The sequence below is a fragment of the Metapseudomonas boanensis genome, from assembly GCF_018704125.1.
GTDB lineage: Bacteria > Pseudomonadota > Gammaproteobacteria > Pseudomonadales > Pseudomonadaceae > Metapseudomonas > Metapseudomonas boanensis.
Genome location: NZ_JAGTIS010000009.1, coordinates 59,643 through 82,972, shown reverse-complemented (window position 1 = coordinate 82,972; position 23,330 = coordinate 59,643). Strand labels below are relative to the sequence as shown.

Here is a 23,330-nt window from a genome sequence, read left to right as displayed (position 1 = left end):
TAGAAAAATACCGAAAGCGTGAGTCTGTATCTAATTTCACCACACCGCCATCATGGTCCCACCCCACCGCCAGAGGGCAAGAGGAGCGCACCATGAACGGCCTGAGCGATATACGCCTGACCCTGCACACACATGAGCTGGAAGAAGCACAGCAGCAGCCGATTTGCACAACGACGAGCATTGGGGGCAGCCGCTGGACGCGCTTCTGGCTGAGACTGCACACCCGCAAGGCCCTGCTCGACCTCGACGCCCGGGCCCTGCGTGATGTCGGTCTGACTCGCGAACAGGCGCTGGATGAAGCGCTGAAGCCATTCTGGCGGCTCTGAGAGGCGTGCCAGCCCAACCGGGTTCAGCGCAGCGAACTGGTCATCCGCTGGATCGCTTCCTGCTGGCTGGCGACCAGGGCCAAGGCACCCGTGGCATCCTGCGCGTCCAGCGGCGGCACCAGCTTCCGGTGGGCCGCCAGTTCGCCCAGGAGCGGGAGCCGGCCATGCACGTCTTCATCGCGCAACGCGTGGTAGCGGCCAAGGTTGACCAGGTCGATCAGGCAAACGCCACGCCCCTCGGTGAAGGTCCAGTCGCCAGCATTGCGCACGACGTCGATGTAGCATTCGTCGACCGCCCACTTCTTCAACACGATGATGCCCAGTGACTTGCCGTACTCTCGGCAGAGACGGGCGTAGACCTCAGGCGACGGCACCTGGCTGGCGTCCTTGAAGGCCGAGAGTATCGCCAGCTCTCCCACATCGCTGAGCAGGCTGGCGAGCAGTGCGTGATCGGCGGAGGGGAATCCCAGCGGACGCGCCAGCACCGCGCTGATGCTCGCCTGCTGGGTCATGCGACCCCAGACACTGATGAACAGGTTCCTGTGCGCCACGCCATGCAGCGTGAAGAGGCTCTTCAGGCTGTGCACCAGGGTTACCCGGTCAACTTCCAGCATGCCCAGCAGGCGGATCACCTGCTCCAGGGTCTTCGGCGCCTGGGTGGTGCGAAACGCAATGCTGGAGGCGTGTTTCATCAACAAGGCGCTCAGGGCCGGGTCCTTGCTGATGACCCGAGTCAGACCCAGGACGCTGGTGTTCGGGTTGACCAGAGCCCGACGAATATCCAGGGTGATGGTCGGCAGGCTGGGCAACTGCTCCTCGCCATTCATGAACTGGGTGACGACCCGGCGATAGACCGAATAATCCGACTCTGCTGCGCTCACCCCAACCCTCCCCCTTGGCTGCGGGCAAGTGTAGCCGGACGAGCCCTGCTAGCCCATGGCCATTTTTCCCGGATTGAACTGCCCGCCTCAAGGCAAGGGAATGGCGTAGGGTTCGGCCATCGTCGCCAAGCGGCCATCTTCGCGCATCTTGCGCAGTACACCCCCGATCGCCTCGCGCAGGGCGCTGTGGCCCGAGTCTCGGGGCAGGGCGAAATAGCCGATCTGGGTGTCGATGGCCGGCTCCAGTCGGATGACCTCGCGATCCAGGCCGAGGGCGGTGATGCGGGGGCGGGTATCGCGCTCGTTACTGGCCACCAGGTCGGCCCGTTCGGCCATCAGGATCTTCAAGGCATTCTCCACCGAAGCCGCCATTTGCAGATCGAGCCCACCACGCATGGCCTCGAAGTGCTCGCCATAGACCCAGCCATGAATGATCGCGATACGCTGGCCCCGGACGCTACCCAGGCTACCGTCCCAGGCATTGGTGGTGCCGGCGCGGGCATAGAAGACGATGCGATCGCGATAGAAGCCCGGTTCGCTGAACAGGAAGCGTCGTTCGCGGGCGGCCGTCCGATAGGGGCCGATCAATACGTCGGCCAGCCCATCCTCCACCCGCTTCTGCGCCCGCGCCCAAGGGTAGAGTTCGAAACGCACCTGATCTCCCAGCTCACGAGCGACTTCGCGCAGGACATCGACACCCAACCCACGCGGCTCGCCGGCGGGGGTCATCTGGAAGATCCCAGGGAAGTCCGTGCCCACGGCAATCCACTCACGCGCACTGGCGAGGGGGATCAGGCACAGCAGGCAGAAAGATAAACCGAGCGCGCGTCTGCCAAGGTACATGTCCAGGGACCTCAGGCCGCTACTGAACTCTGTTCAGCCTAGCAGGCAGCGCCGAGACCTATCAGCGCGGCAGCTCGCGCCAGGTCAGGTAGACCCTCAGGTCGAACTCCAGTTGGTGATAGCCCGGCAGCATGTACTCACACAGCTGGTAGAAGGCCTTGCTATGGTCGCGCTCCTTCAGGTGGGCCAGTTCATGCACCAGGATCATCTGCAGGAACTCCGGCGCCGCTTCCTTGAATAACGAGGCCACGCGGATTTCCTTCTTCGCCTTGAGCTTGCCACCCTGCACCCGCGAGATCGCCGTGTTCAGGCCGAGGGCCTTGTGCACCACGTCCAGCTTGTTGTCGTAGAGCACCTTGTCCGGCGCGGGGGCGTTGCGCAGGTGCTCCTGCTTCAGGGTCATGGCGTAGCTGTACAGCGCCTTGTCGCTCTGCACTTCATGCCGACCGGGGTAGCGCCGCTCGAGGTAATCGCCCAGGCGTCCCGCTTCGATCATCAGGGCAATCTGTTCCTGCAGGTGGGCGGGATAGCCCCGGAGGTATTTGAGCGGCGTCATGCAACAGGTATCGGTAACGGGAAAGGCGCGACAGTCTACCCGACGTCGACCTACCACGAGGACCGTGCCGTCGGAGATATGCCTGGGGTGCGAGGTCTCTGGAATGCCCATCTGCGGATCACTCACAAATCACGCTGCCGCTCGTCGGATATTTCGCACTTACCTCAAGAGCCGATGCCGGCAGGCCTCCAAAAAAATGACGCCCCCGCGGGAAGAAACTCCTTGCCCATCAAGCGCTCCGATTCCTGTCACCCATCGGAGTCCGGCCACGGACCAATAGCGAAATGCTGGCAAATGAGAAAAACACCAATTTATTGACGCCAACATAATGGCTATCAGTGGCTGACAAACCACCGGGCAGGCCCTATAAAGCCCTCGCGAGGCGGCCATTCACGCCTTCGGACGACAGGGCAGACAACTGCCACACCAGCAACCTCCACTTTTAGTTCGTGCGCAGTTGGCCGGATTGCCGTCAGAGCGAAAGCAGCGTCGTGGATACGCAGCGCCCGACTGAAGGTTCTTTCGAGAACACAGTCATGATCGACCTTGCCACCTGGAACCTGACCCTCCCCGTTGGCGTGCCCGCCGTCACGATCGAGACGCCGCTGCTGGTGGGTGGCTATCAGGACCAGCACTTTCAATCCACGCCCGACAGCCTGTTCTTCTGGACGCCGGTGAACGGCACGACCACCAGCAACGCGACTTATCCCCGTACTGAGCTGCGCGAAACCTACGCCGACGGCAAACTGCGCAACTGGACATATTCCAACGCCGACAATTACCTCAGCGCCAACCTGCGCGTGAGCCAAGTGCCCTCGACCGGGAAGATCGTCATCGGTCAGATCCACGCCTTCGGCAGCACCAGCCCGCTGCTCAAGCTCGAGTACCAGTTCAAGACCAGGACCAGCACCGCCAACATCGTCGCCAAAGTGCGCAACTCGCCGGATGACGAGACCAGCACGGTGATCCCACTGCTCAGCGGCGTTCCCCTCAACCAGCGCTTCAGCTACGTAATCAACCTCTCACCCAATGGCCAGCTCAGCGTGCTGGTCAACGGCAATCTCTGGAGCCAGCAGCTGTCGCCGGACTGGGCGCCCAAGTCGCTGTACTTCAAGGCGGGTACCTATGTGCAGGACAACACGGGATACGAAACCGAGGCCGGTGCGGCGACCTTCTATGACCTGAGGATTGAGCATCGGGGGTTATGACGGGCCTCTCCCCTCTTTCTTCAGGGAGAGGGGGATCGGGAAGTCGACTCCAGGCACCGAGCCAAAGCCTTGGAATCCAGCAACGAGCAAGGCTGCTCGCCCAGATAGCTGCGATAGACGCGCAGCAGGTCACCTTCACCGATCCGGCAATCCCCCTCCGGACACTGGCTGGCGAACTCGAAGCGCCCTGTCGGTGGATCCGCGAGACGAATTTTCAGGCTGGGCCAGCCCGTGGGCTTGGCCGCCGACGGGGTGAACAACCAACTTCCCTTACGCTGCACCAGCGCACCTCCCGCCTCGGCGTAGTCGAAGACGAACATCAACGTGCGCGAGGTCTTGGTGGTGCAGTCCGCGCGGCTGAGGCACTGCTGCGGATCGCCGGGCAACGGCCCGGGTGGAGGCGCGGGGGCCAAGGTCGGCGTAGCGGCGCAGCCACCCAGAAACAGGGCAAGGCCGATCGTTAACGGTAGGCGCATCGGCATTCCTCAGGGCGAATACAAAAGAGCCCCGCAATGCGGGGCTCCCAGGGAACAGCTCGACGCCTTAGTTGACCTTGGCGACCAGCTCACCCTTGGCGTAGCGCGCGAACATGCCGTCCAGGGAGATCGGTTTGATCCTGGAGGCGTTGCCGGCGGTGCCGAAGGCTTCGTAACGGGCGATGCAGATGTCGCGCATGGCTTCGACGGTCTTGGCGAAGTATTTGCGCGGATCGAACTCGGCCGGGTTCTGGGCCAGGAAGCGACGGATGGCACCGGTGGAAGCCAGACGCAGGTCGGTGTCGATGTTCACCTTGCGCACGCCGTGCTTGATGCCTTCGACGATTTCTTCGACCGGGACACCGTAGGTTTCCTTAATGTCGCCGCCGAATTCGTTGATGATCGCCAGCCAGTCCTGCGGAACCGAGGAAGAACCGTGCATCACCAGGTGGGTGTTGGGGATGCGCTTGTGGATTTCCTTGATGCGGTCGATGGCGAGGATGTCACCGGTCGGCGGCTTGGTGAACTTGTAGGCGCCGTGGCTGGTGCCGATGGCGATGGCCAGGGCGTCCACCTGGGTCTTCTTGACGAAGTCGGCGGCCTCTTCCGGATCGGTCAGCATCTGGCTGTGGTCCAGGATGCCTTCGGCGCCAACGCCGTCTTCTTCACCGGCCTGGCCGGTTTCCAGGGAACCCAGGCAGCCGAGTTCACCTTCCACGGACACGCCGCAGGCGTGGGCGAAGGCAACGGTCTGCTGGGTCACGCGCACGTTGTATTCGTAGTCGGACGGGGTCTTGCCGTCTTCACGCAGGGAGCCGTCCATCATCACGGAGGAGAAGCCCAGCTGGATGGAGCGCTGGCAGACGTCTGGGCTGGTGCCGTGGTCCTGGTGCATGCACACCGGGATGTGCGGGAATTCTTCGATGGCAGCCAGGATCAGGTGGCGCAGGAAGGGGGCGCCAGCGTATTTGCGGGCACCGGCGGAGGCCTGCACGATCACCGGGGAATCGGTCTTGTCGGCCGCTTCCATGATGGCGCGCATCTGTTCCAGGTTGTTGACGTTGAAAGCCGGTACGCCGTAGCCGAATTCGGCGGCGTGGTCCAGCAACTGGCGCATGCTGATGAGTGCCATGGTGTTTCAGTCTCCCGAGTGGGTGGGCTGTCAAAGTGCAAAGCCTGCCGCACGGGCAGGCCGGGTTCAAGTTTCCGGGAGGAGCGGTCGTGCATCCTGCCCCGGCAGAAACAACGTCAGGGGGCTTTGCAGCCTCGCCCGATCAGATCATCCGTAGCGGCCCAGTAGACCAGCCCCTCATCACCCTTGGTGTGAAGGGCCAGGTTACCGTCAGTGAACAAGCTGCCGGAGCCGGAGCGCTCCAGCTTCAGGCGATGGACGACATCGCTGCCCCCCAGACGCAGGTCGACGCGCTCCTTGTCGCTGTCGGCGAAACGCCAGAGTAGCTCGACCTGGCTGTCGCAGACCCAGTGGGTCCAATTGTCATCCGACGGCGGCTGGCTGCCACAACCGCCTATCAGGGCCAGTGCCGCCAGAGCGAACACAGCTCTCATCCGATTCTCCTTCCCTGAGCCAGGGGCGGCGCTGCGCCCCCGTTGATTCAAGCCTTGGCACGCTGCTCCAGCACTTCCACAGCCGGCAACACCTTGCCCTCGACGAACTCGAGGAAAGCGCCGCCGCCAGTGGAAATGTAGGAGATCTGCTCGGCCACACCGTACTTGTCGATAGCGGCCAGGGTGTCGCCACCACCAGCGATGGAGAAGGCCGGGCTGTCGGCGATGGCCAGGGCCAGGGCCTTGGTGCCGTTGCCGAACTGGTCGAACTCGAAGACGCCAACCGGGCCGTTCCACAGAATAGTCCTGGACGACTTCAGGAGCTCGGCGAACTGAGCAGCGGTCTGCGGGCCGATGTCAAGGATCATGTCGTCGTCGGCAACATCCGCGACGGCCTTGACGGTCGCCTCGGCGGTCTCGGCAAACTCCTTGGCAACCACCACGTCGACCGGCAGCGGCACGCTGACCTTGGCGGCGATGGCCTTGGCAGTGTCGACCAGATCGGCCTCATAGAGGGACTTGCCGACCTTGTAGCCCGCGGCGGCAAGGAAGGTGTTGGCGATGCCGCCACCGACGATCAACTGGTCGCAGATCTGGCTCAGCGAGTTCAGCACATCGAGCTTGGTGGAAACCTTGGAGCCGGCGACGATCGCGGCCATCGGGCGGGCCGGGCTGCCCAGGGCCTTGCCCAGGGCGTCGAGCTCGGCGGCCAGCAGCGGGCCGGCAGCGGCAACCTTGGCAAACTTGGCCACGCCATGGGTCGAGCCCTCGGCGCGGTGGGCGGTGCCGAAGGCGTCCATCACGAAGACGTCACAGAGGGCGGCGTACTTCTGCGCCAGCTCGTCGGCGTTCTTCTTCTCGCCCTTGTTGAAACGCACGTTCTCGAACAGCACGACCTGGCCGGGCTGTATGTCGACGCCATCCAGATAATCGGCGACCAGCGGCACGTCGCGGCCCAGGGCCTTGGCCAGGTAGTCGGCGACCGGCTTGAGGCTGTTCTCTTCGGAGAACTCGCCTTCGGTCGGACGACCCAGGTGCGAGCAGACCATTACCGCCGCGCCCTTCTCCAGTGCCAGTTTGATGGTCGGCAGGGAAGCAAGGATGCGCGCATCGCTCTTCACGACGCCGTCCTTCACCGGCACGTTGAGATCCTCACGGATCAGCACGCGCTTACCCTGGAGGTCGAGGTCGGTCATTTTCAACACGGTCATGGGGGTCAGTCCTTCACGGGGCTGGTTGTTAACGAGAAACAGCGGAAACCTGCAGGTAGTGATCTGCAGTGTCGAGCATACGGTTGGCGAAGCCCCATTCGTTGTCGAACCAGGCCAGCAGGTTGACCAGGCGCGGGCCGGACACGCGGGTCTGGCTGCCGTCGACGATGGCGGAATGGGGATCGTGGTTGAAATCGCAGCTGGCGTGGGGCAGCTCGGTGTAAGCCAGCAGCCCCTTCAACGGACCGCTTTCGGCGGCCTCGCGCAACACCCGGTTGATCTCGGCGGCCGAGGTGTCACGGGCGGTCTGCAGGGTGATGTCGAGGCAGGACACATTGACCGTCGGTACGCGGATGGCCTTGGCCTGGATGCGCCCGGTCAGTTCCGGCAGCAGGCGCTCGATGCCCCGGGCGAGGCCGGTGGAGACCGGAATCACCGACTGGAAAGCCGAACGCGTGCGGCGCAAGTCTTCATGGTGATAGGCATCGATTACAGGTTGGTCGTTCATCGCCGAGTGGATGGTGGTAATGGAGATGTATTCCAGACCCACAGCCTCGTCGAGAAGTTTCAAAAGCGGCACCCCGCAGTTGGTCGTACAGGAGGCGTTGGACACCAGTCTTTCGCCGCCGGTAAGGCTCGCCTGGTTCACGCCGAAGACGATCGTGGCGTCGACATCGGCCTCGCTGGCCATCGGCTGGGAGAACAGCACCCGAGGCGCGCCGGCCGCGAGGAAGCGTTCGGCTTGCTCGCGATGGGTGTACTGACCGGAGCATTCCAGCACCAGGTCCACGCCCAGACTCGCCCAGTCGATACCCTCGGGGTCGGCGTTTCGCAGCACTTTCACGCAATCGCCGTTGATGTGCAGGCAGTCGCCGTCCACCCGCACTTCGCCGGGGAACCGGCCGTGGGTGGAGTCGAAGCGGGTCAGGTATTCGACGCTGGCCTGATCGGCCAGATCGTTCAACGCGACAATCTCGAAGTTAGCCCCACCACTGCGCTCGTACAGCGCGCGCAGCACGCAGCGACCGATGCGGCCGTATCCGTTGAGGGCGACTTTGAAGAGGCGATTGCTAGGCATGGGCGCTCGCTGGGCTGGGGGAAGGAATCCCTGTAGGAGCGAGCTCCGCTCGCGAACTCTGCGCGACGCAAAAAAGCTTCGCGAGCAGAGCTCGCTCCTACGGGTGGGTCAGACGTCCAGCAGTTCTTCGGCGGTAGCGACGATATTGTCCACGGTGAAACCGAAGTGCTCGAAGAGCGCCGGCGCGGGAGCCGACTCGCCGAAGCTGGACATGCCGATGACGCGGCCTTCCAGGCCGACGTACTTGTACCAGAAGTCGGTGTGCGCAGCCTCGATGGCGATGCGCGCGCCAACCTGCACTGGCAGCACGGCCTGTTTGTAGGCGGCGTCCTGCTGGTCGAACAGGTTGGTGGACGGCATGGACACCACGCGAGCCTTGCGGCCCTGGGCAGTGAGTGCGTCCCAGGCCTGAACAGCCAGGCCGACTTCGGAACCGGTGGCGATGAGGATCACTTCCGGCTCGCCATCACTGTCCTTCAGCACGTATCCGCCGCGGGCGATGTTCGCCACCTGGGTGGCATCACGTGGCTGGTGCGGCAGGTTCTGGCGCGAGAAGATCAGCGCCGACGGGCCGTCATTGCGCTCGATGGCGGACTTCCAGGCCACGGCAGATTCCACCGCGTCGGCCGGACGCCAGGTGTTCAGGTTCGGCGTGCAGCGCAGGCTGGCGAGCTGCTCGACCGGCTGGTGGGTCGGGCCGTCTTCGCCGAGGCCGATGGAGTCGTGGGTGTAGACGAACAGCACACGCTTGTTCATCAGGGCAGCCATGCGCACGGCGTTGCAGGCGTATTCCATGAACACCAGGAAGGTGGCGCCATAGGGGATGAAGCCGCCATGCAGGGCGATGCCGTTCATGATGGCGCTCATGCCAAACTCACGCACGCCGTAGTACATGTAATTGCCGGTAGCGTCCTCAGCGGAGACGCCCTTGCAACCTTTCCACAGGGTCAGGTTGGAGCCGGCCAGGTCGGCGGAGCCGCCGAGAAATTCCGGCAGCAGCGGGCCGAACGCGTTCAGTGCATTCTGGCTGGCCTTGCGGCTGGCAATGGTCTCGCCCTTGGAAGCGACTTCGGCAATGTAGGCGTCGGCCTTGGCGGAGAAGTCAGCCGGCAGCTCACCCTTGATACGGCGCTGGAACTCGGCGGCCAGCTCTGGGTGTGCAGCGGCATAGGCGGCAAAGCGCTCGTTCCAGGCAGCTTCGCGGGCAGCGCCGGCAACCTTGGCGTCCCACTCCGCATAGATGTCAGCCGGAACTTCGAAGGGCGCGTGATTCCAGCCCAGGGCTGCGCGGGTCAGGGCGATCTCGTCGGCACCCAGCGGAGCGCCGTGGCACTCTTCCTTGCCCTGCTTGTTGGGCGAACCGAAGCCGATCACGGTCTTGCAGCAGATCAGTGTCGGACGGTCGCTGCTCTTGCGCGCGGTCTCGATGGCGGTCGTGATCTCGTCGGCGTCATGACCGTCGACATTGCGGATCACCTGCCAGCCGTAGGCTTCGAAGCGCTTCGGGGTGTCGTCGGTGAACCAGCCATGGACTTCGCCGTCGATGGAGATGCCGTTGTCGTCGTAGAAGGCAATCAGCTTGCCCAGGCCCAGGGTGCCGGCCAGGGCGCAGACTTCGTGGGAGATGCCTTCCATCATGCAGCCGTCGCCGAGGAACACGTAGGTGTTGTGGTCGACGATGGCATGGCCTTCACGGTTGAACTGCGCAGCCAGCACTTTTTCCGCCAGGGCGAAGCCGACGGCGTTGGCGATGCCCTGGCCCAGCGGGCCAGTAGTGGTCTCGACGCCTGGGGTGTAGCCATATTCCGGGTGGCCCGGAGTGCGGCTGTGCAGCTGGCGGAAGTTCTTCAGGTCTTCGATGCCGAGGTCGTAGCCGCTGAGATGCAGCAGCGAGTAGACCAGCATCGAGCCATGGCCGTTGGACATCACGAAGCGGTCGCGGTTGGGCCACAGCGGATTGTTCGGGTTGTGCTGCAGGTAATCCCGCCAGAGCACTTCGGCGATATCGGCCATGCCCATGGGTGCGCCGGGGTGGCCGCTGTTGGCTTTCTGCACCGCATCCATGCTCAGGGCACGAATGGCATTGGCACGCTCACGACGGCTGGGCATCGCTTATCTCCTGCAGGTCTGAATAGACGGCTAATCGAAAAAAGGCGGCCATTTTCGCCCAGCCGGCAGGTCGCGGGCAATGACAGATGGTCGTTGTTTGCGCATTCAGCGCATTACAAGCCCCTCGATGGCCGTCAGACAGGGGGCGTGGAACAGCTCGCCGTGCCACAAACCAGCCAGCGTATGGCACATCACCGCAACCAGACCACAGCCAGCATTAGCGCCAGGGCAACGCCCAGGGACGCGAAAAACGCCTGCCCGGTGACTCCTCCCAGTTTCATGGCGGCCAGGGCAAACCCTGAGCCCGGCGCCAACCGCCTTCCGCGAAGCTCGCGCGCGGCGCGGCCTGACCTTTGATCAGCCAATATCAAAACTTTTTGATATTGGCATTGCGACACCTGGACTCGGGGGCTAGACTGCGCGCCTTATGAGCCTGCGCGTACCCCAGATCCGCCACGACGACAGCGATGAGCTGGCCGCCCTGTGCAAAGCCGGCGGTGACCCGCTGCGCCTGACTGTGCTGCGCGTCCTGGCCAACGACTCGTTTGGCGTACTGGAACTGGCGCAGATCTTCGCCACCGGTCAATCAGGCATGAGCCACCATCTCAAGGTGCTGGCCCAGGCTGGCCTGGTAGCCACACGACGCGAAGGCAACGCGATTTTCTATCGCCGCGCCCTGCCGCAGAACGAACGCTTCGGCGGCACGCTGCACGCGGCCCTGCTGGCAGAGGTCGACGAACTGGACCTCCCAGCCGAGGTCGGCGCGCGCATCAAGGAAGTGCATGCGCAACGAGAAGCCGTCAGCCGCGACTTCTTCACCCGCGCGGCGGAGAAATTCCAGGCGCAGCAAGACCTGATCGCAGGATTGCCGCAATACCGTGACAGCGTATTGGCCGTGCTGGATGCCCTGGCCTTTGCGCGCGATGCCACCGCATTGGAAGTCGGCCCTGGCGACGGCGGGTTCCTGCCGGACCTGGCCCGACGCTTCAGCCAGGTGACCGCGCTGGACAACAGCCCGGCGATGCTGGAGCTGGCGCGGATGCGCTGTAACGCAGCAGGACTGGGCAACGTCGAACTCAAGCTCGCCGACGCCCTGAATGACGAACACATAGCAGCCGACTGCGTAGTGCTGAACATGGTCTTGCATCATTTCGCCACGCCAGCCGACGCAATGAAGCTGTTGGCACAGCGGGTAAAGCCGGGAGGCAGCCTGCTGGTGACCGAGTTGTGCAGCCACAATCAGAGTTGGGCCAGGGAGGCCTGCGGCGATCTCTGGTTGGGCTTCGAACAGGACGATCTGGCCCGTTGGGCCAATGCCGCGGGGCTCACGCCCGGCGAGAGCCTCTACATTGGCTTACGAAATGGCTTTCAGATTCAGGTGAGGCAATTCGCCAAACCAGATTCACGAAGCGAACTCACCCACCGGTAACTAAATAGGAAAACCGATAGATGAGCGAATACTCCCTGTTTACCTCCGAATCCGTGTCCGAAGGCCATCCGGACAAGATCGCCGACCAGATTTCCGATGCCGTCCTCGACGCCATCATCGCTGAAGACAAACACGCCCGCGTCGCCTGTGAAACCCTGGTGAAAACCGGTGTGGCCATTGTTGCCGGCGAAATCACCACCAGTGCCTGGATCGATCTGGAAGAGCTGGTGCGCAAGGTCATCATCGACATCGGCTACAACAGCTCCGACGTCGGCTACGACGGTGCCACCTGCGGCATCATCAACATCATTGGCAAGCAGTCCCCGGACATCAACCAGGGCGTTGACCGCGCCAAGCCGGAAGACCAGGGCGCTGGCGACCAGGGCCTGATGTTCGGCTACGCCAGCAACGAAACCGACGTGCTGATGCCGGCGCCGATCTGCTTCTCCCACCGTCTGGTCGAGCGCCAGGCCGAAGCGCGCAAATCGGGTCTGCTGCCGTGGCTGCGCCCGGACGCCAAGAGCCAGGTCACCTGCCGCTACGAGAACGGCAAGGTCGTCGGTATCGACGCCGTGGTGCTGTCGACCCAGCACAGCCCGGACGTCAGCCACAACGACCTGCAGGAAGCGGTGATGGAACTCATCGTCAAGCACACCCTGCCGGCCGAACTGCTGCACAAGGACACCCAGTTCCACATCAACCCGACCGGCCAGTTCATCATCGGCGGCCCGGTGGGCGACTGTGGCCTGACCGGCCGCAAGATCATCGTCGACTCCTACGGCGGCATGGCCCGTCACGGTGGCGGCGCGTTCTCCGGCAAGGATCCGTCCAAGGTTGACCGTTCCGCTGCCTACGCCGGCCGTTACGTGGCGAAGAACATCGTCGCCGCGGGTCTGGCCGACCGTTGCGAAATCCAGGTGTCCTACGCCATCGGTGTGGCCCAGCCGACCTCGATCTCGATCAACACCTTCGGCACCGGCAAGATCAGCGACGAGCGCATCGTCCAACTGGTTCGCGAGCACTTCGACCTGCGTCCGTACGCCATCACCAAGATGCTCGACCTGCTGCACCCGATGTACCAGGCTACCGCCGCCTACGGACACTTCGGCCGTACTCCCCACGAAGCGACCTATGGTGACGACACCTTCACCACGTTCACCTGGGAACGCACCGACAAGGCCGAAGCCCTGCGCGTCGCCGCAGGTCTGTAAGCCCAACCGGTCGACGAAAGCCCCGCCTCGTGCGGGGCTTTTTCGTTGGCACCTCGGTCCCAAGCCATTTCCGCAACCAAACCCAGCCGCTCCCGACAGCCCCTCCAGCCTCCGCCCACACCGGCCCGCCCTAGACTGGCCGCCGACCACACGAGCACGGAGGCTCGCCATGACGCAGCGTATTGCGCTTCTTTTCCTTCTCCCTTGCCTGACTGCGCTGGCCGGAGAATGCCCCGACTGGACAATCGCTCGCGCCGATTCCGAACTGGCCGCCCTGAGCCGCCAGCTCACCGAGTGGGACGATGCGTATCACCGCCAGGGCCGTTCACTGATCGACGACGAGCTGTACGACCAGGCCCGCGTCCGCCTGGAGCAACTGCGCAGCTGCTTCTCTACCAGCACCCTGGCAGCCAATGACCCACTGGCCACGAACAAGGGCCAGATACCCCACCCGATACCCCAGACTGGCCTCGACAAGCTGAAGGACCTCGCCGACCTGCGGCGCTGGATGGGCGAACGCAAGGACCTCTGGGTGCAGCCCAAAGTGGATGGCGTCGCCGTGACCCTGGTCTATCGACAAGGCCGGCTGACCCAGGCCATCAGCCGGGGCGACGGCAGCCGAGGGCAGGACTGGACGGCCCAGGCACGGCGCATCCCGGCTATCGCGCAACAGCTCCCCAGCAGCGGCGAACTGATCCTGCAAGGCGAGCTTTATTGGCGGCTACCGGGACACATACAGGCCAGTGCCGGCAGCCAGGATGCGCGCGGCCGGGTCGCCGGACTCATGGCGCGGCATAGCCTGAGTGAGATGGATGCGGCCGGAATTGGCCTCTTCGTCTGGGACTGGCCAACCGGCCCGCTCAACATGAGCGACCGCCTCAAGGGCCTGAAAGCCCTGGGCTTCAGCGACAGCGTCGCATTCAGCCAACCGGTCACCCGCGCGGACGACGTCGCCGAATGGCGTGAGCATTGGTATCGCACTGCCCTGCCATTCGCCAGCGATGGTGTCGTGATTCGCCAAGGGTCACGCCCCGATCCGAGCCGATGGCGAGCTGAACCACCGAACTGGGCGATGGCCTGGAAATACCCCTTCGCCAAGGCGCTGGCGGAAGTCCGCGCGGTGGAATTCAAGGTCGGGCGCACCGGCCGCATCACCCCGCTGCTGCGCCTTGCCCCGGTCGAACTGGATGACCGACGCATCGAGCGGGTCGGGCTGGGCTCGCTGCAGCGGTGGCAGCGCCTGGACATCCGCCCTGGCGACCGGGTCGCCATCGCCCTGGCCGGGCTGACCATCCCGCGCCTGGAGTCAGTGGTGACGCGGGCTTCGCTGCGCGAACCGCTGGACGTTCCGGACCCGCAGGATTACCACACGCTGAGCTGCTGGCGCCCCACTCCCGGTTGCGAGGAGCAATTCCTCGCACGCTTGCAATGGCTGAGCAGCAAGCAGGGACTGGATCTGCGCGGAGTAGGGCCAGGCACCTGGGCGAAGCTCCGGGCGGCCGGAAAACTGGAGCGGCTGCTCGATTGGCTGGCCCTCGATGAATCCGCTCTGGCAGGAATTCCCGGCTTTGCCGAGCGCAGCGCAATGGCGACGGCACAGCGCTTCCGCGATGCCCGTCAACAGTCGTTTGCAGTCTGGCTGAAGGCGCTGGGCCTGCCACCCACGGGCAAGGCCCGACTGGGCGAACACTGGGATCTGCTGAGCCAGCGTGACGAACGCCAGTGGCGCGAGATGGCCGGCATCGGGCCGACCCGCGCCAGGCAGCTGGTCTCGTTCTTCAGGCATCCGGAAGTCCGGAGCCTGCGACTTCAACTCGAGGCGACTGGAGTGGCAGGCTTCGCCGCGCTTCAGTAAGCGCGGAATTCCTGGTGACAGGCTTCGCAGTTGTCCTCGACCTTCTGCACCAGCGGCGCAACGCCGGCCTGGGTGAACGGACGGGTCTGTACCGCACTGGCCAGCTGGCCAGTGCTGGCCTCGAGCTCACGCACCAGTTCCTGGAAGCGCTCCTGGCGCTGCCAGACCTCGTCGCGGGCGGCGCTGTCGGAGTCGCCTTCCTGGACCTGCGGGAAGTGCTGCCAGGGTTGGCGTGAAAGCTGGTCGAGCTTGGTCGCCCCGGTGGCGAAGCGCTGCTCGTCGAAGGTGATGCGCCCACGCAGCATGCCACCGAGGTCTTCGCTGGTGCGCAGCATGTCCTTGAAGATGGCCTGGCGTTTGCCCAGTGGCGAATTGGGGTCCACGCCACCACACGCAGCAAGGCTCAGGCAGGTGGCGGCAACGATCAGGAGCGTCTTGACGTTCATCGGCGTAAATCACGGGTCGGGCTGACGGCGGGCCGCCAGTATCCGCACCTCGCGCAAAGATGCCAACCCTCGCGACAGATGGTCGCAGGCTCAGGCCGCTACCACGAACAGCGCGATGATCACCGCCGCGGCAAAGGTAGAGGTCACTTCGAAGGCGTTGAGCTGGGCGTAATCGGCGCGCTTGCGCCAGCCCGGAAGCTCCTCGAGGAAAGTGCGCGGGTCATGGTTCTGCCGGGGGTCGAAATCACCCCCGGAGAACTTGGCCGTAGCCGTGGACAGGTAAGGCAGAAACAGGGCGATGAATACGCACCAGTTGGCAAGGGTCATGGAGGTTCCAGGAGGAGGAGAAGAGGCCCGCCAGCTTCTCCCACCCCCTGGGAACGATCCTTGACCGCGCGACGCTATCTTCTGGCAGATCGGCCAATCAGGCGGCCAACCGACCCTTGGCGACCGCCACCGAGGCGCTGAGCATCGCCCGTAACAGCACCGCACAACCGGCCCCCAGGTCGTCAGGAGTGGCATTCTCGATCTCGTTGTGGCTGATGCCGCCCTCGCACGGCACGAAGATCATCCCGGCCGGGCCGAGTTCGGCGAGGAAGATGGCGTCATGCCCGGCGCCGCTGACGATGTCCATGTGCGTCAGGCCGAGCCCCTCAGCGGCTTCGCGCACGGCAGCCACGCAACCTTTGTCGAAGTACAGCGGCGGGAAGTCGGCCGTCGGGGTCAGCTCGTAGCTCAGGCCGTGTTCATTGCAGGTGTTGTCGATAACCTGACGCACCTCGGCGATCATCGAATCCAGGCGTTCGGGCTCCAAGTGACGGAAGTCCAGGGTCATGCGCACCTCCCCCGGAATCACGTTGCGCGAGCCCGGATAGGCTTGCAGGCAGCCGACAGTGCCGCAGGCATGGGGCTGATGGCCCAGAGCGGCGCGATTGACCGCAGCGACTACCGTCGCTGCGCCCACCAGGGCATCTTTGCGCAGGTGCATCGGCGTCGGCCCAGCGTGGGCTTCGACACCCCGCAGCTTGAGGTCGAACCATTTCTGCCCCAGCGCACCGAGCACCACTCCAATGGTCTTGTGTTGGTCTTCGAGAATCGGCCCCTGTTCGATATGGGCTTCGAAGTAGGCGCCAACCGGATGTCCGCTGACGTGGCGACTGCCCGCGTAGCCGATAGCGTTGAGTGCCTCGCCAACCGTCACGCCATTGGCATCGGTCTTGGCCAGGGCTTCCTCAAGGGTGAATTTTTCCGCGAACACACCCGACCCCATCATGCAGGGGGCGAAGCGCGAGCCCTCTTCATTGGTCCAGACCACGACCTCCAACGGCGCCTCGGTTTCCACTCCGAGGTCGTTGAGGGTGCGAATCACCTCCAAACCGGCCAGCACGCCGAAACAGCCGTCGAACTTGCCGCCCGTGGGCTGGGTATCGATGTGGCTGCCAGTCATCACCGGTGGCAGCTGCGCGTTGCGCCCGGCGCGGCGAGCGAAGATGTTGCCAACCGCATCGATGCTCACCGTGCAGCCTGCCGCTTCGCACCACTGCACGAACAGGTCGCGGGCCTGACGATCCAGATCGGTCAGGGCCAGGCGACAGACACCGCCCTTGGCCGTGGCTCCGAGCCTGGCAAGCTCCATCAGCGACTGCCAGAGCCTCTGGCTGTCGATATGTAAATGGGCGGACTGCAGGACGCTTTGCAGGACAGTCATGACGATTTCCTCAAGCAGGACAGGTCGTATCGGCCCGCCCGGCGCACCGGGGCGAGCGTATTTTCATACCGATGCTTTGGCGACTCGCACCGCAAGGCTCCTGCGCAGGCTGCAGACCCCGTAGTAGAGCAGCCCACCCAGCAGCGAGCCGGTAAACCAGCCGTAGTCATAGAACCAGCTGAACATATCGCTGCCGAGCGACATCAGGGTCAGCGCCACAGGCATGCCGAAGGCGATGAAGCCGGCCAGGTTCCAGGCCGGGTAGACGCCGTCACGGTATAGGCCAGGCAGATCGAGTTGCTGTTTCCTGATCAAGAAATAGTCCACGACCATGATCCCGGCGATGGGCCCCAGCAAGCTGGAATAGCCCAGCAGCCAGTTGGAATACACCGTCTCCAGGCTGACATCGGAAACCAGCAGGCCAAGCTTCTTCAGCAGCTCATGAGCCATCAGCGCCAATCCCACCAGCCCGGTGAGCATCACCGCCTTGGTGCGCCCGATCCGCTTGGGCGCGAGGTTCTGGAAATCGTTGGTCGGCGAGACGATGTTCGCCGCCGTGTTGGTGGAGAGCGTCGCGATGATGATCAGCGCCATCGCCAGGGCGACCCAGATGGGGCTCTGGATATGGCCGATCAGGTTCACCGGGTCGGCCACGGTTTCGCCCACCAGCGAGGCCGAGGCGGCAGTCATCACCACACCGAGGGCGGCGAACAGGAACATCGTCAGCGGCAGGCCGATGATCTGCCCGACTATCTGGTCCTTCTGGCTTTTCGCGTAGCGGCTGAAATCCGGGATGTTCAGCGACAGGGTGGCCCAGAAGCCGACCATCGCCGTCAGCCCGGCGAAGAAGTAGCCGGTGACACTAGCCCCTTCAGGGCGCTTCGGCGGCTGCGCCATCAGCTCTGTCAGCGACACATGGGGCAGCGCCCATACCAGCAGCCCGGCACCGACCAGCACCAGCAGGGGGGCGGAGAGGGTCTCCAGCCATTTGATCGATTCCGCACCGCGCAGCACCACCCACAGGTTGAGGGCCCAGAAGATCATGAAGCCGATCACCTCGCCGGTCCCCCCCAGGGCCTTCCAGCCGTCGAACAGCGAACCGAGGAGCAGGTGGATGGCCAGGCCGCCGAACATCGTCTGGATGCCGAACCAGCCGCAGGCGACCACGGCGCGAATCAGGCAGGGGACGTTGGAGCCAACCATGCCGAAGGACGAGCGCAACAGTACCGGGAAGGGAATGCCGTACTTGGTGCCGGCAAAGGCGTTAAGCGTCAGCGGGATGAGTACCACGATATTGGCCAGCAGGATCGCCAGTAGTGCCTCGCCTACCGTGAGTCCGAAGTAAGCGGTGAGCACCCCGCCAAGGGTGTAGGTGGGCACGCAGATGGCCATGCCGACCCAGAGCGCAGTGATGTGCCACTTGTTCCAGGTGCGCTCCTGCACCTTGGTCGGCGCTATGTCGTGGTTGTATCGGGGGCTGTCGAGGACATCTTCACCTGCGGCGAGCTCGTACAGGCCGCCCCGCTCGATCACTTCCGATCTGATCTGTTGCATAGGCCTCTCCAGTATTTTTCTGATTGTTAGCTCATCGGGCTAATGCGATGGCCGGAGTACGTGCATCGCCAGTAAAGCACCTCCAGGCCGGCCAGTTCGGTTGCGAGGGCAGTCAATAAACATGCCGAAAAGCTCGCAATCACCCTGGAAAGCCCCGCTACCTGGAGATAACTGGCTGATCTGAAACAAATTTGCCCAAACGATGACCCCGACGGAGATGTCCTCCATCGCCATCAGTGCCAGGCGGACGCCCAGCCTGTCCGCCCAGTCAGGGTCAATCTGGTGCAGACGGGCCTTCTTGCGGCTTCCCCGCCCCTTCCCATGCCGGGTTCAAGCGGCTGATTTTCCATGGAAAATCTTGACCATTTTCTGTTCTTGTCAAGTGCGTCAAAACGGTGAGCATCCTCACCATTTTGGTGATTAATTATTTTTTTATCTTGTTAATCAAGTAGTTATATAAGATAAATTTGATCAACAAATAACCTTGATCAATTCATTATCGGCAACTAGATTCAATTCCTGTCAGGTCTGACAGGATCACGAAATCCCCATGCCAGACCCAGAACAACACCAAGAACCGGCACGACCGGTCCGCCTGCGAGGAAATCGGCATGTCTCTGTTGATCCGTGGCGCCACCGTTGTCACTCATGAAGATAGCTATCGCGCTGACGTTCTCTGCACCGACGGCCTGATCCAGGCCATCGGCAGCAACCTGGATATTCCCGCAGACTGTGAAGTACTGAACGGCAGCGGCCAGTACCTGATGCCTGGCGGCATCGATCCGCACACCCACATGCAACTGCCCTTCATGGGCACCGTCGCCAGCGAAGACTTCTTCAGCGGTACGGCAGCGGGCCTGGCCGGCGGCACCACCTCGATCATCGACTTCGTGATTCCCAATCCGCAGCAGTCGCTGCTGGAGGCCTTCCATCAGTGGCGTGGCTGGGCGGAGAAGTCCGCATCCGACTACGGCTTTCATGTCGCGATTACCTGGTGGAGCGAACAGGTCCGCGAGGAGATGGCCGAGTTGGTTCGCCATCACGGGGTCAACAGCTTCAAGCACTTCATGGCCTACAAGAACGCGATCATGGCCGCCGACGATACCCTGGTGGCCAGCTTCGAACGCTGCCTGGAACTGGGCGCGGTGCCAACGGTGCATGCGGAAAACGGCGAGCTGGTCTATCACCTGCAACGCAAGCTGCTGGCCCAGGGCATCACCGGGCCGGAAGCCCACCCGCTGTCGCGCCCGTCGCAGGTCGAAGGCGAAGCCGCCAGCCGCGCCATCCGCATTGCCGAAACCCTCGGCACGCCGCTGTATCTGGTGCACGTCTCGACCAAGGAGGCCCTGGACGAAATCACCTACGCCCGTGGCAAGGGCCAGCCGGTCTACGGCGAAGTGCTGGCCGGCCACCTGCTGCTGGACGACAGCGTCTACCGCAACCCCGACTGGCAGACCGCCGCCGGTTACGTGATGAGCCCGCCCTTCCGCCCGCGCGGCCACCAGGATGCGCTGTGGCACGGCCTGCAATCGGGCAACCTGCACACCACCGCCACTGACCACTGCTGCTTCTGCGCCGAGCAGAAAGCTGCCGGCCGCGACGACTTCAGCAAGATCCCCAACGGCACCGCCGGCATCGAAGACCGCATGGCCGTACTCTGGGATGAAGGGGTCAACACGGGGCGCCTGTCGATGCACGACTTCGTCGCCCTGACCTCCACCAACGCCGCAAAGATCTTCAACCTCTATCCACGCAAGGGCGCGATCCGCATTGGCGCCGATGCCGACCTGGTACTCTGGGACCCGCAAGGCACCCGCACCATTTCGGCCAAGACCCACCACCAGCAGGTGGACTTCAACATCTTCGAAGGCAAGACCGTGCGCGGCGTGCCGAGCCACACCATCAGCCAGGGCAAGCTGGTCTGGGCCGATGGCGACCTGCGGGCCGAACGCGGCGCCGGGCGCTATGTCGAGCGACCGGCCTACCCAGCGGTGTTCGACCTGCTGAACAAACGCGCCGAGTTGCAACGGCCGGTGGCGGTCGAGCGCTAAACCGCGCCTCCATTGCCACACCCGCCCCCAGAGGCTGGGTGGTTACCAATGAACTGTTCACTGCCTCAGCACCGGCTCAGGTTCCCGAACCGGCGCTGCAAAACCACAATAACTGTGAGGCCATAACCGTGATCAAGCCCCTGGACCACTTGCCCCGCCCGCACGAGGACGGAGCCACCCTCGCAGATCATTTCCGCGATCTGGCGCCACCCCTCAACGACCGTCAGGCGCAGCTGGAAGCCTCGCGCTGCCTGTATTGCTATGACGCGCCCTGCGTCAACGCCTGCCCCAGCGAGATCGATATTCCCTCCTTCATCCGCAATATCCATCAGGAAAACGTCCAGGGCGCGGCGCAGAAAATCCTCTCGGCCAACATCCTCGGTGGCAGCTGCGCCCGGGTCTGCCCCACGGAGATCCTTTGCCAGCAGGCCTGCGTGCGTAACAACGCCCAGGAGTGCGCGCCGGTACTGATCGGCCTGCTGCAGCGCTATGCCTTGGACAACGCGAACTTCACCGAGCACCCGTTCAAGCGTGCCGCCTCCACCGGCAAGCGCATCGCCGTGGTCGGTGCCGGTCCGGCGGGCTTGTCCTGCGCCCACCGCTGTGCCCTGCACGGCCACGAGGTGGTGATTTTCGAAGCCCGGGAGAAAGCCGGCGGCCTCAACGAATACGGGATCGCCAAATACAAGCTGGTGAACGACTTCGCCCAGCGCGAGCTGGAGTTCCTGCTGGAGATCGGCGGTATCGAAATTCGCCACGGCCAGAAGCTCGGCGACAACCTGAGCCTCACCGAACTGCATCAGCAGTTCGATTCGGTGTTCCTCGGCCTGGGCCTCGCTGCCAGCAAACAGTTGGGCCTGGCCCACGAAGATGCCCCCGGCCTGCTCGCCGCCACCGACTACATTCGCGAACTGCGCCAGGCCGATGACCTGAGCCAGCTACCCCTGGCCGACCGTTGCATCGTCCTTGGCGCCGGCAATACTGCGATCGACATGGCGGTGCAGATGGCCCGTCTCGGCGCCCGCGACGTCAATCTGGTGTATCGCCGTGGCGTGGAAGAAATGGGCGCCACCGAGCACGAACAGGAGATCGCCAAGGCCAACCAGGTACGCCTGCTGACCTGGGCCGCGCCGGAGGAAGTGCTGCTCAACGAACAGGGTCAGGTACGCGGTATGCGCTTCGTCCGCACCCGGCTGGAAGAAGGTCGCCTGCAAACCACCGGCGAGACCTTCGAGCTGGCGGCGGACGCCATCTTCAAGGCCATTGGCCAGGCCTTCGACAGTTCCGCCCTGAGCGACCCGCTGGCCCGGGAACTGAAGCGTTCGGGCGAGCGCATCCAGGTCGACGAACAACTGCGCACCAGCATTCCCGGCGTGTATGCCGGCGGCGACTGCACCAGCCTCGGTCAGGACCTCACGGTCCAGGCGGTCCAGCACGGCAAGCTGGCCGCCGAGGCCATCCATGCCCGACTCATGCTCAACCAGGAGGCTGCATAAATGGCCGATCTCTCGATTGTCTTCGCCGGCATCAAAGCCCCCAACCCGTTCTGGCTCGCCTCCGCCCCTCCCACCGACAAGGCCTACAACGTGATCCGTGCTTTCGAGGCTGGCTGGGGTGGCGTGGTCTGGAAAACCCTGGGCGAGGACCCGGCAGCGGTCAACGTCTCGTCGCGCTACTCGGCCCACTACGGTGCCAACCGTGAAGTCATGGGCATCAACAACATCGAACTGATCACCGACCGCTCGCTGGAGATCAACCTGCGAGAAATCACCCAGGTGAAGAAGGACTGGCCGGACCGAGCGTTGATCGTCTCCCTGATGGTGCCCTGCGTTGAAGAGTCGTGGAAAAACATCCTGCCTCTGGTGGAAGCCACTGGCGCAGACGGCATCGAGCTGAACTTCGGCTGCCCCCACGGCATGCCGGAACGCGGCATGGGCGCGGCCGTCGGCCAGGTGCCGGAGTACGTCGAGCAGGTCACCCGCTGGTGCAAGACCTATTGCTCGTTGCCGGTGATCGTCAAGCTCACGCCGAACATTACCGATATCCGCATGGCGGCTCGCGCGGCCCATCGTGGCGGTGCTGATGCGGTGTCGCTGATCAACACCATCAACTCCATCACCAGCGTCGACCTGGAGCGCATGGTCGCGCATCCGATGGTCGGCAGCCGGAGCACCCACGGCGGTTATTGCGGCTCGGCGGTGAAGCCCATAGCCCTGAACATGGTGGCCGAGATCGCCCGTGATCCGCAGACCCACGGCCTGCCCATCTGCGGTATCGGCGGAATCGGCAACTGGCGCGATGCGGCGGAATTCATCGCACTGGGCTGCGGCGCGGTGCAGGTGTGCACGGCAGCGATGCTTCATGGCTTCCGGATTGTCGACGCGATGAAGGACGGCCTGTCGCGATGGATGGACAGCCAGGGTTACGCCAGCCTGCAGGAGTTCTCGGGGCGTGCGGTGAGCAATACCACCGACTGGAAGTACCTGGACATGAACTATCAGGTCATTGCCAGGATCGATCAGGACGCCTGCATCGGTTGCGGCCGTTGCCACATCGCCTGCGAAGACACTTCACACCAGGCCATCGCCAGCCTCAAACAGACCGACGGCACCCATAAATACCAAGTGATCGACGAAGAGTGCGTGGGCTGCAACCTGTGCCAGATCACCTGCCCGGTGCAGGACTGCATCGAGATGGTACCCCAGGAGAACGGCAAGCCATTCATGGACTGGCTGCATGACCCGCGCAACCCCTATCGCGAAGCGTCCTGACCCTGGCCGATTGCGCCCCGGCAGCCTGCATGCCGGGACGCAACCCTGAAA

At 63.7% G+C, this 23,330-nt stretch carries 20 protein-coding genes and 1 pseudogene; 8 read left to right on the top strand and 13 right to left on the bottom strand.

Translation table 11 applies throughout. The features are described from left to right. The first annotated feature begins 92 nt into the window (after window positions 1-92). A complete protein-coding gene (locus J7302_RS16785; RefSeq protein ID WP_215377258.1) occupies window positions 93-326 on the top strand; it encodes a DUF1127 domain-containing protein in 234 nt (77 codons plus the stop codon). 23 nt (window positions 327-349) lie between these two features. On the opposite strand, the gene J7302_RS16780 is transcribed toward J7302_RS16785, so the two are convergent. The 3 genes from J7302_RS16780 to J7302_RS16770 form a co-directional block, all read right to left on the bottom strand. Then, on the bottom strand, window positions 350-1,207 hold the full coding sequence (locus tag J7302_RS16780; RefSeq protein ID WP_215377256.1) for an HDOD domain-containing protein: 858 nt from the start codon (window positions 1,205-1,207) through the stop codon (window positions 350-352). Window positions 1,208-1,294: 87 nt separating this feature from the next. After that, entirely contained in the window at window positions 1,295-2,050 is a 756-nt protein-coding gene (locus J7302_RS16775) for a substrate-binding periplasmic protein (RefSeq protein WP_215377253.1), read from the bottom strand. 61 nt (window positions 2,051-2,111) lie between these two features. After that, window positions 2,112-2,606 (bottom strand): M48 family metallopeptidase, encoded by a 495-nt coding sequence (locus J7302_RS16770; protein ID WP_215377251.1) that lies wholly within the window; start codon window positions 2,604-2,606, stop codon window positions 2,112-2,114. Between the two features lie 536 nt (window positions 2,607-3,142). Here J7302_RS16770 and J7302_RS16765 point away from each other — a divergent pair. Further along, window positions 3,143-3,814, top strand: coding sequence for a polysaccharide lyase family 7 protein (locus tag J7302_RS16765; protein WP_215377249.1), 672 nt, complete (start codon window positions 3,143-3,145; stop codon window positions 3,812-3,814). 20 nt (window positions 3,815-3,834) lie between these two features. Here the strand turns inward: J7302_RS16765 and J7302_RS16760 are convergent, their stop codons facing one another. The 6 genes from J7302_RS16760 to tkt all read right to left on the bottom strand — a co-directional run bounded on the left by J7302_RS16760 (window position 3,835) and on the right by tkt (window position 10,254). After that, window positions 3,835-4,290 (bottom strand): hypothetical protein, encoded by a 456-nt coding sequence (locus J7302_RS16760; protein ID WP_251702112.1) that lies wholly within the window; start codon window positions 4,288-4,290, stop codon window positions 3,835-3,837. A 67-nt stretch (window positions 4,291-4,357) separates the two neighbouring features. Continuing rightward, window positions 4,358-5,422 carry a class II fructose-bisphosphate aldolase gene (gene fba / locus J7302_RS16755; protein ID WP_215377245.1) on the bottom strand — a complete coding sequence of 355 codons (1,065 nt, stop codon included), beginning with the start codon at window positions 5,420-5,422 and terminating at the stop codon, window positions 4,358-4,360. A gap of 116 nt (window positions 5,423-5,538) precedes the next feature. Then, window positions 5,539-5,856, bottom strand: a complete 318-nt coding sequence (locus J7302_RS16750) for an MliC family protein (protein ID WP_215377242.1) — start codon at window positions 5,854-5,856, stop codon at window positions 5,539-5,541. Between the two features lie 47 nt (window positions 5,857-5,903). Then, on the bottom strand, window positions 5,904-7,067 hold the full coding sequence (locus J7302_RS16745; protein ID WP_215377240.1) for a phosphoglycerate kinase: 1,164 nt from the start codon (window positions 7,065-7,067) through the stop codon (window positions 5,904-5,906). A 28-nt stretch (window positions 7,068-7,095) separates the two neighbouring features. Then, entirely contained in the window at window positions 7,096-8,145 is a 1,050-nt protein-coding gene (epd, locus tag J7302_RS16740) for an erythrose-4-phosphate dehydrogenase (RefSeq protein ID WP_215377238.1), read from the bottom strand. 108 nt (window positions 8,146-8,253) lie between these two features. Next, the gene (gene tkt, locus J7302_RS16735; RefSeq protein WP_215377236.1) at window positions 8,254-10,254 is read right to left on the bottom strand and encodes a transketolase; all 2,001 of its coding nucleotides are present in this window, start codon (window positions 10,252-10,254) and stop codon (window positions 8,254-8,256) included. Window positions 10,255-10,681: 427 nt separating this feature from the next. On the opposite strand from tkt, the gene J7302_RS16730 reads away from it, so the two are divergent. The 3 genes from J7302_RS16730 to ligB all read left to right on the top strand — a co-directional run bounded on the left by J7302_RS16730 (window position 10,682) and on the right by ligB (window position 14,749). After that, window positions 10,682-11,683, top strand: coding sequence for an ArsR/SmtB family transcription factor (locus tag J7302_RS16730; RefSeq protein ID WP_215377233.1), 1,002 nt, complete (start codon window positions 10,682-10,684; stop codon window positions 11,681-11,683). A gap of 20 nt (window positions 11,684-11,703) precedes the next feature. Next, window positions 11,704-12,894, top strand: coding sequence for a methionine adenosyltransferase (metK, locus tag J7302_RS16725; RefSeq protein WP_215377231.1), 1,191 nt, complete (start codon window positions 11,704-11,706; stop codon window positions 12,892-12,894). A 169-nt stretch (window positions 12,895-13,063) separates the two neighbouring features. Beyond that, the gene (gene ligB / locus J7302_RS16720) at window positions 13,064-14,749 is read left to right on the top strand and encodes an NAD-dependent DNA ligase LigB (protein WP_215377228.1); all 1,686 of its coding nucleotides are present in this window, start codon (window positions 13,064-13,066) and stop codon (window positions 14,747-14,749) included. Here ligB and J7302_RS16715 read toward each other — a convergent pair. The 4 genes and pseudogenes from J7302_RS16715 to J7302_RS16700 form a co-directional block, all read right to left on the bottom strand. Then, a complete protein-coding gene (locus tag J7302_RS16715) occupies window positions 14,743-15,195 on the bottom strand; it encodes a c-type cytochrome (RefSeq protein WP_215377226.1) in 453 nt (150 codons plus the stop codon). The two genes, ligB and J7302_RS16715, sit on opposite strands and share 7 nt — an antisense overlap. A 111-nt stretch (window positions 15,196-15,306) precedes the next feature. Then, window positions 15,307-15,522: pseudogene (locus J7302_RS16710) on the bottom strand (MAPEG family protein); the annotation flags it as partial. 97 nt (window positions 15,523-15,619) lie between these two features. Further along, window positions 15,620-16,903 carry a Zn-dependent hydrolase gene (locus J7302_RS16705; RefSeq protein ID WP_215377222.1) on the bottom strand — a complete coding sequence of 428 codons (1,284 nt, stop codon included), beginning with the start codon at window positions 16,901-16,903 and terminating at the stop codon, window positions 15,620-15,622. A gap of 63 nt (window positions 16,904-16,966) precedes the next feature. Then, window positions 16,967-18,457, bottom strand: a complete 1,491-nt coding sequence (locus tag J7302_RS16700; RefSeq protein WP_215377219.1) for an NCS1 family nucleobase:cation symporter-1 — start codon at window positions 18,455-18,457, stop codon at window positions 16,967-16,969. 611 nt (window positions 18,458-19,068) lie between these two features. Between J7302_RS16700 and hydA the strand changes: the two genes are divergently transcribed. The 3 genes from hydA (at window position 19,069) to preA (ending at window position 23,279) form a co-directional block, all read left to right on the top strand. Next, window positions 19,069-20,508: a dihydropyrimidinase gene (gene hydA / locus J7302_RS16695; RefSeq protein ID WP_215377217.1), complete on the top strand. Its 1,440-nt coding sequence runs from the start codon at window positions 19,069-19,071 to the stop codon at window positions 20,506-20,508. Between the two features lie 95 nt (window positions 20,509-20,603). After that, on the top strand, window positions 20,604-22,004 hold the full coding sequence (locus J7302_RS16690; RefSeq protein WP_251702123.1) for an NAD(P)-dependent oxidoreductase: 1,401 nt from the start codon (window positions 20,604-20,606) through the stop codon (window positions 22,002-22,004). Beyond that, complete coding sequence (gene preA / locus J7302_RS16685; protein ID WP_215377212.1) at window positions 22,005-23,279, top strand: NAD-dependent dihydropyrimidine dehydrogenase subunit PreA; 1,275 nt, start codon at window positions 22,005-22,007, stop codon at window positions 23,277-23,279. The last annotated feature ends 51 nt before the right edge of the window (window positions 23,280-23,330 follow it).

What these genes read in the sequence shown, in the direction of transcription:
- J7302_RS16785 (WP_215377258.1), top strand. Translation starts at nt 93, where the DNA reads ATGAACGGCCTGAGCGATATACGCCTGACCCTGCACACACATGAGCTG.
- J7302_RS16775 (WP_215377253.1), bottom strand. Translation starts at nt 2,050, where the DNA reads ATGTACCTTGGCAGACGCGCGCTCGGTTTATCTTTCTGCCTGCTGTGC.
- J7302_RS16770 (WP_215377251.1), bottom strand. Translation starts at nt 2,606, where the DNA reads ATGACGCCGCTCAAATACCTCCGGGGCTATCCCGCCCACCTGCAGGAA.
- J7302_RS16765 (WP_215377249.1), top strand. Translation starts at nt 3,143, where the DNA reads ATGATCGACCTTGCCACCTGGAACCTGACCCTCCCCGTTGGCGTGCCC.
- J7302_RS16760 (WP_251702112.1), bottom strand. Translation starts at nt 4,290, where the DNA reads ATGCGCCTACCGTTAACGATCGGCCTTGCCCTGTTTCTGGGTGGCTGC.
- fba (WP_215377245.1), bottom strand. Translation starts at nt 5,422, where the DNA reads ATGGCACTCATCAGCATGCGCCAGTTGCTGGACCACGCCGCCGAATTC.
- J7302_RS16750 (WP_215377242.1), bottom strand. Translation starts at nt 5,856, where the DNA reads ATGAGAGCTGTGTTCGCTCTGGCGGCACTGGCCCTGATAGGCGGTTGT.
- J7302_RS16745 (WP_215377240.1), bottom strand. Translation starts at nt 7,067, where the DNA reads ATGACCGTGTTGAAAATGACCGACCTCGACCTCCAGGGTAAGCGCGTG.
- epd (WP_215377238.1), bottom strand. Translation starts at nt 8,145, where the DNA reads ATGCCTAGCAATCGCCTCTTCAAAGTCGCCCTCAACGGATACGGCCGC.
- tkt (WP_215377236.1), bottom strand. Translation starts at nt 10,254, where the DNA reads ATGCCCAGCCGTCGTGAGCGTGCCAATGCCATTCGTGCCCTGAGCATG.
- J7302_RS16730 (WP_215377233.1), top strand. Translation starts at nt 10,682, where the DNA reads ATGAGCCTGCGCGTACCCCAGATCCGCCACGACGACAGCGATGAGCTG.
- metK (WP_215377231.1), top strand. Translation starts at nt 11,704, where the DNA reads ATGAGCGAATACTCCCTGTTTACCTCCGAATCCGTGTCCGAAGGCCAT.
- ligB (WP_215377228.1), top strand. Translation starts at nt 13,064, where the DNA reads ATGACGCAGCGTATTGCGCTTCTTTTCCTTCTCCCTTGCCTGACTGCG.
- J7302_RS16715 (WP_215377226.1), bottom strand. Translation starts at nt 15,195, where the DNA reads ATGAACGTCAAGACGCTCCTGATCGTTGCCGCCACCTGCCTGAGCCTT.
- J7302_RS16705 (WP_215377222.1), bottom strand. Translation starts at nt 16,903, where the DNA reads ATGACTGTCCTGCAAAGCGTCCTGCAGTCCGCCCATTTACATATCGAC.
- J7302_RS16700 (WP_215377219.1), bottom strand. Translation starts at nt 18,457, where the DNA reads ATGCAACAGATCAGATCGGAAGTGATCGAGCGGGGCGGCCTGTACGAG.
- hydA (WP_215377217.1), top strand. Translation starts at nt 19,069, where the DNA reads ATGTCTCTGTTGATCCGTGGCGCCACCGTTGTCACTCATGAAGATAGC.
- preA (WP_215377212.1), top strand. Translation starts at nt 22,005, where the DNA reads ATGGCCGATCTCTCGATTGTCTTCGCCGGCATCAAAGCCCCCAACCCG.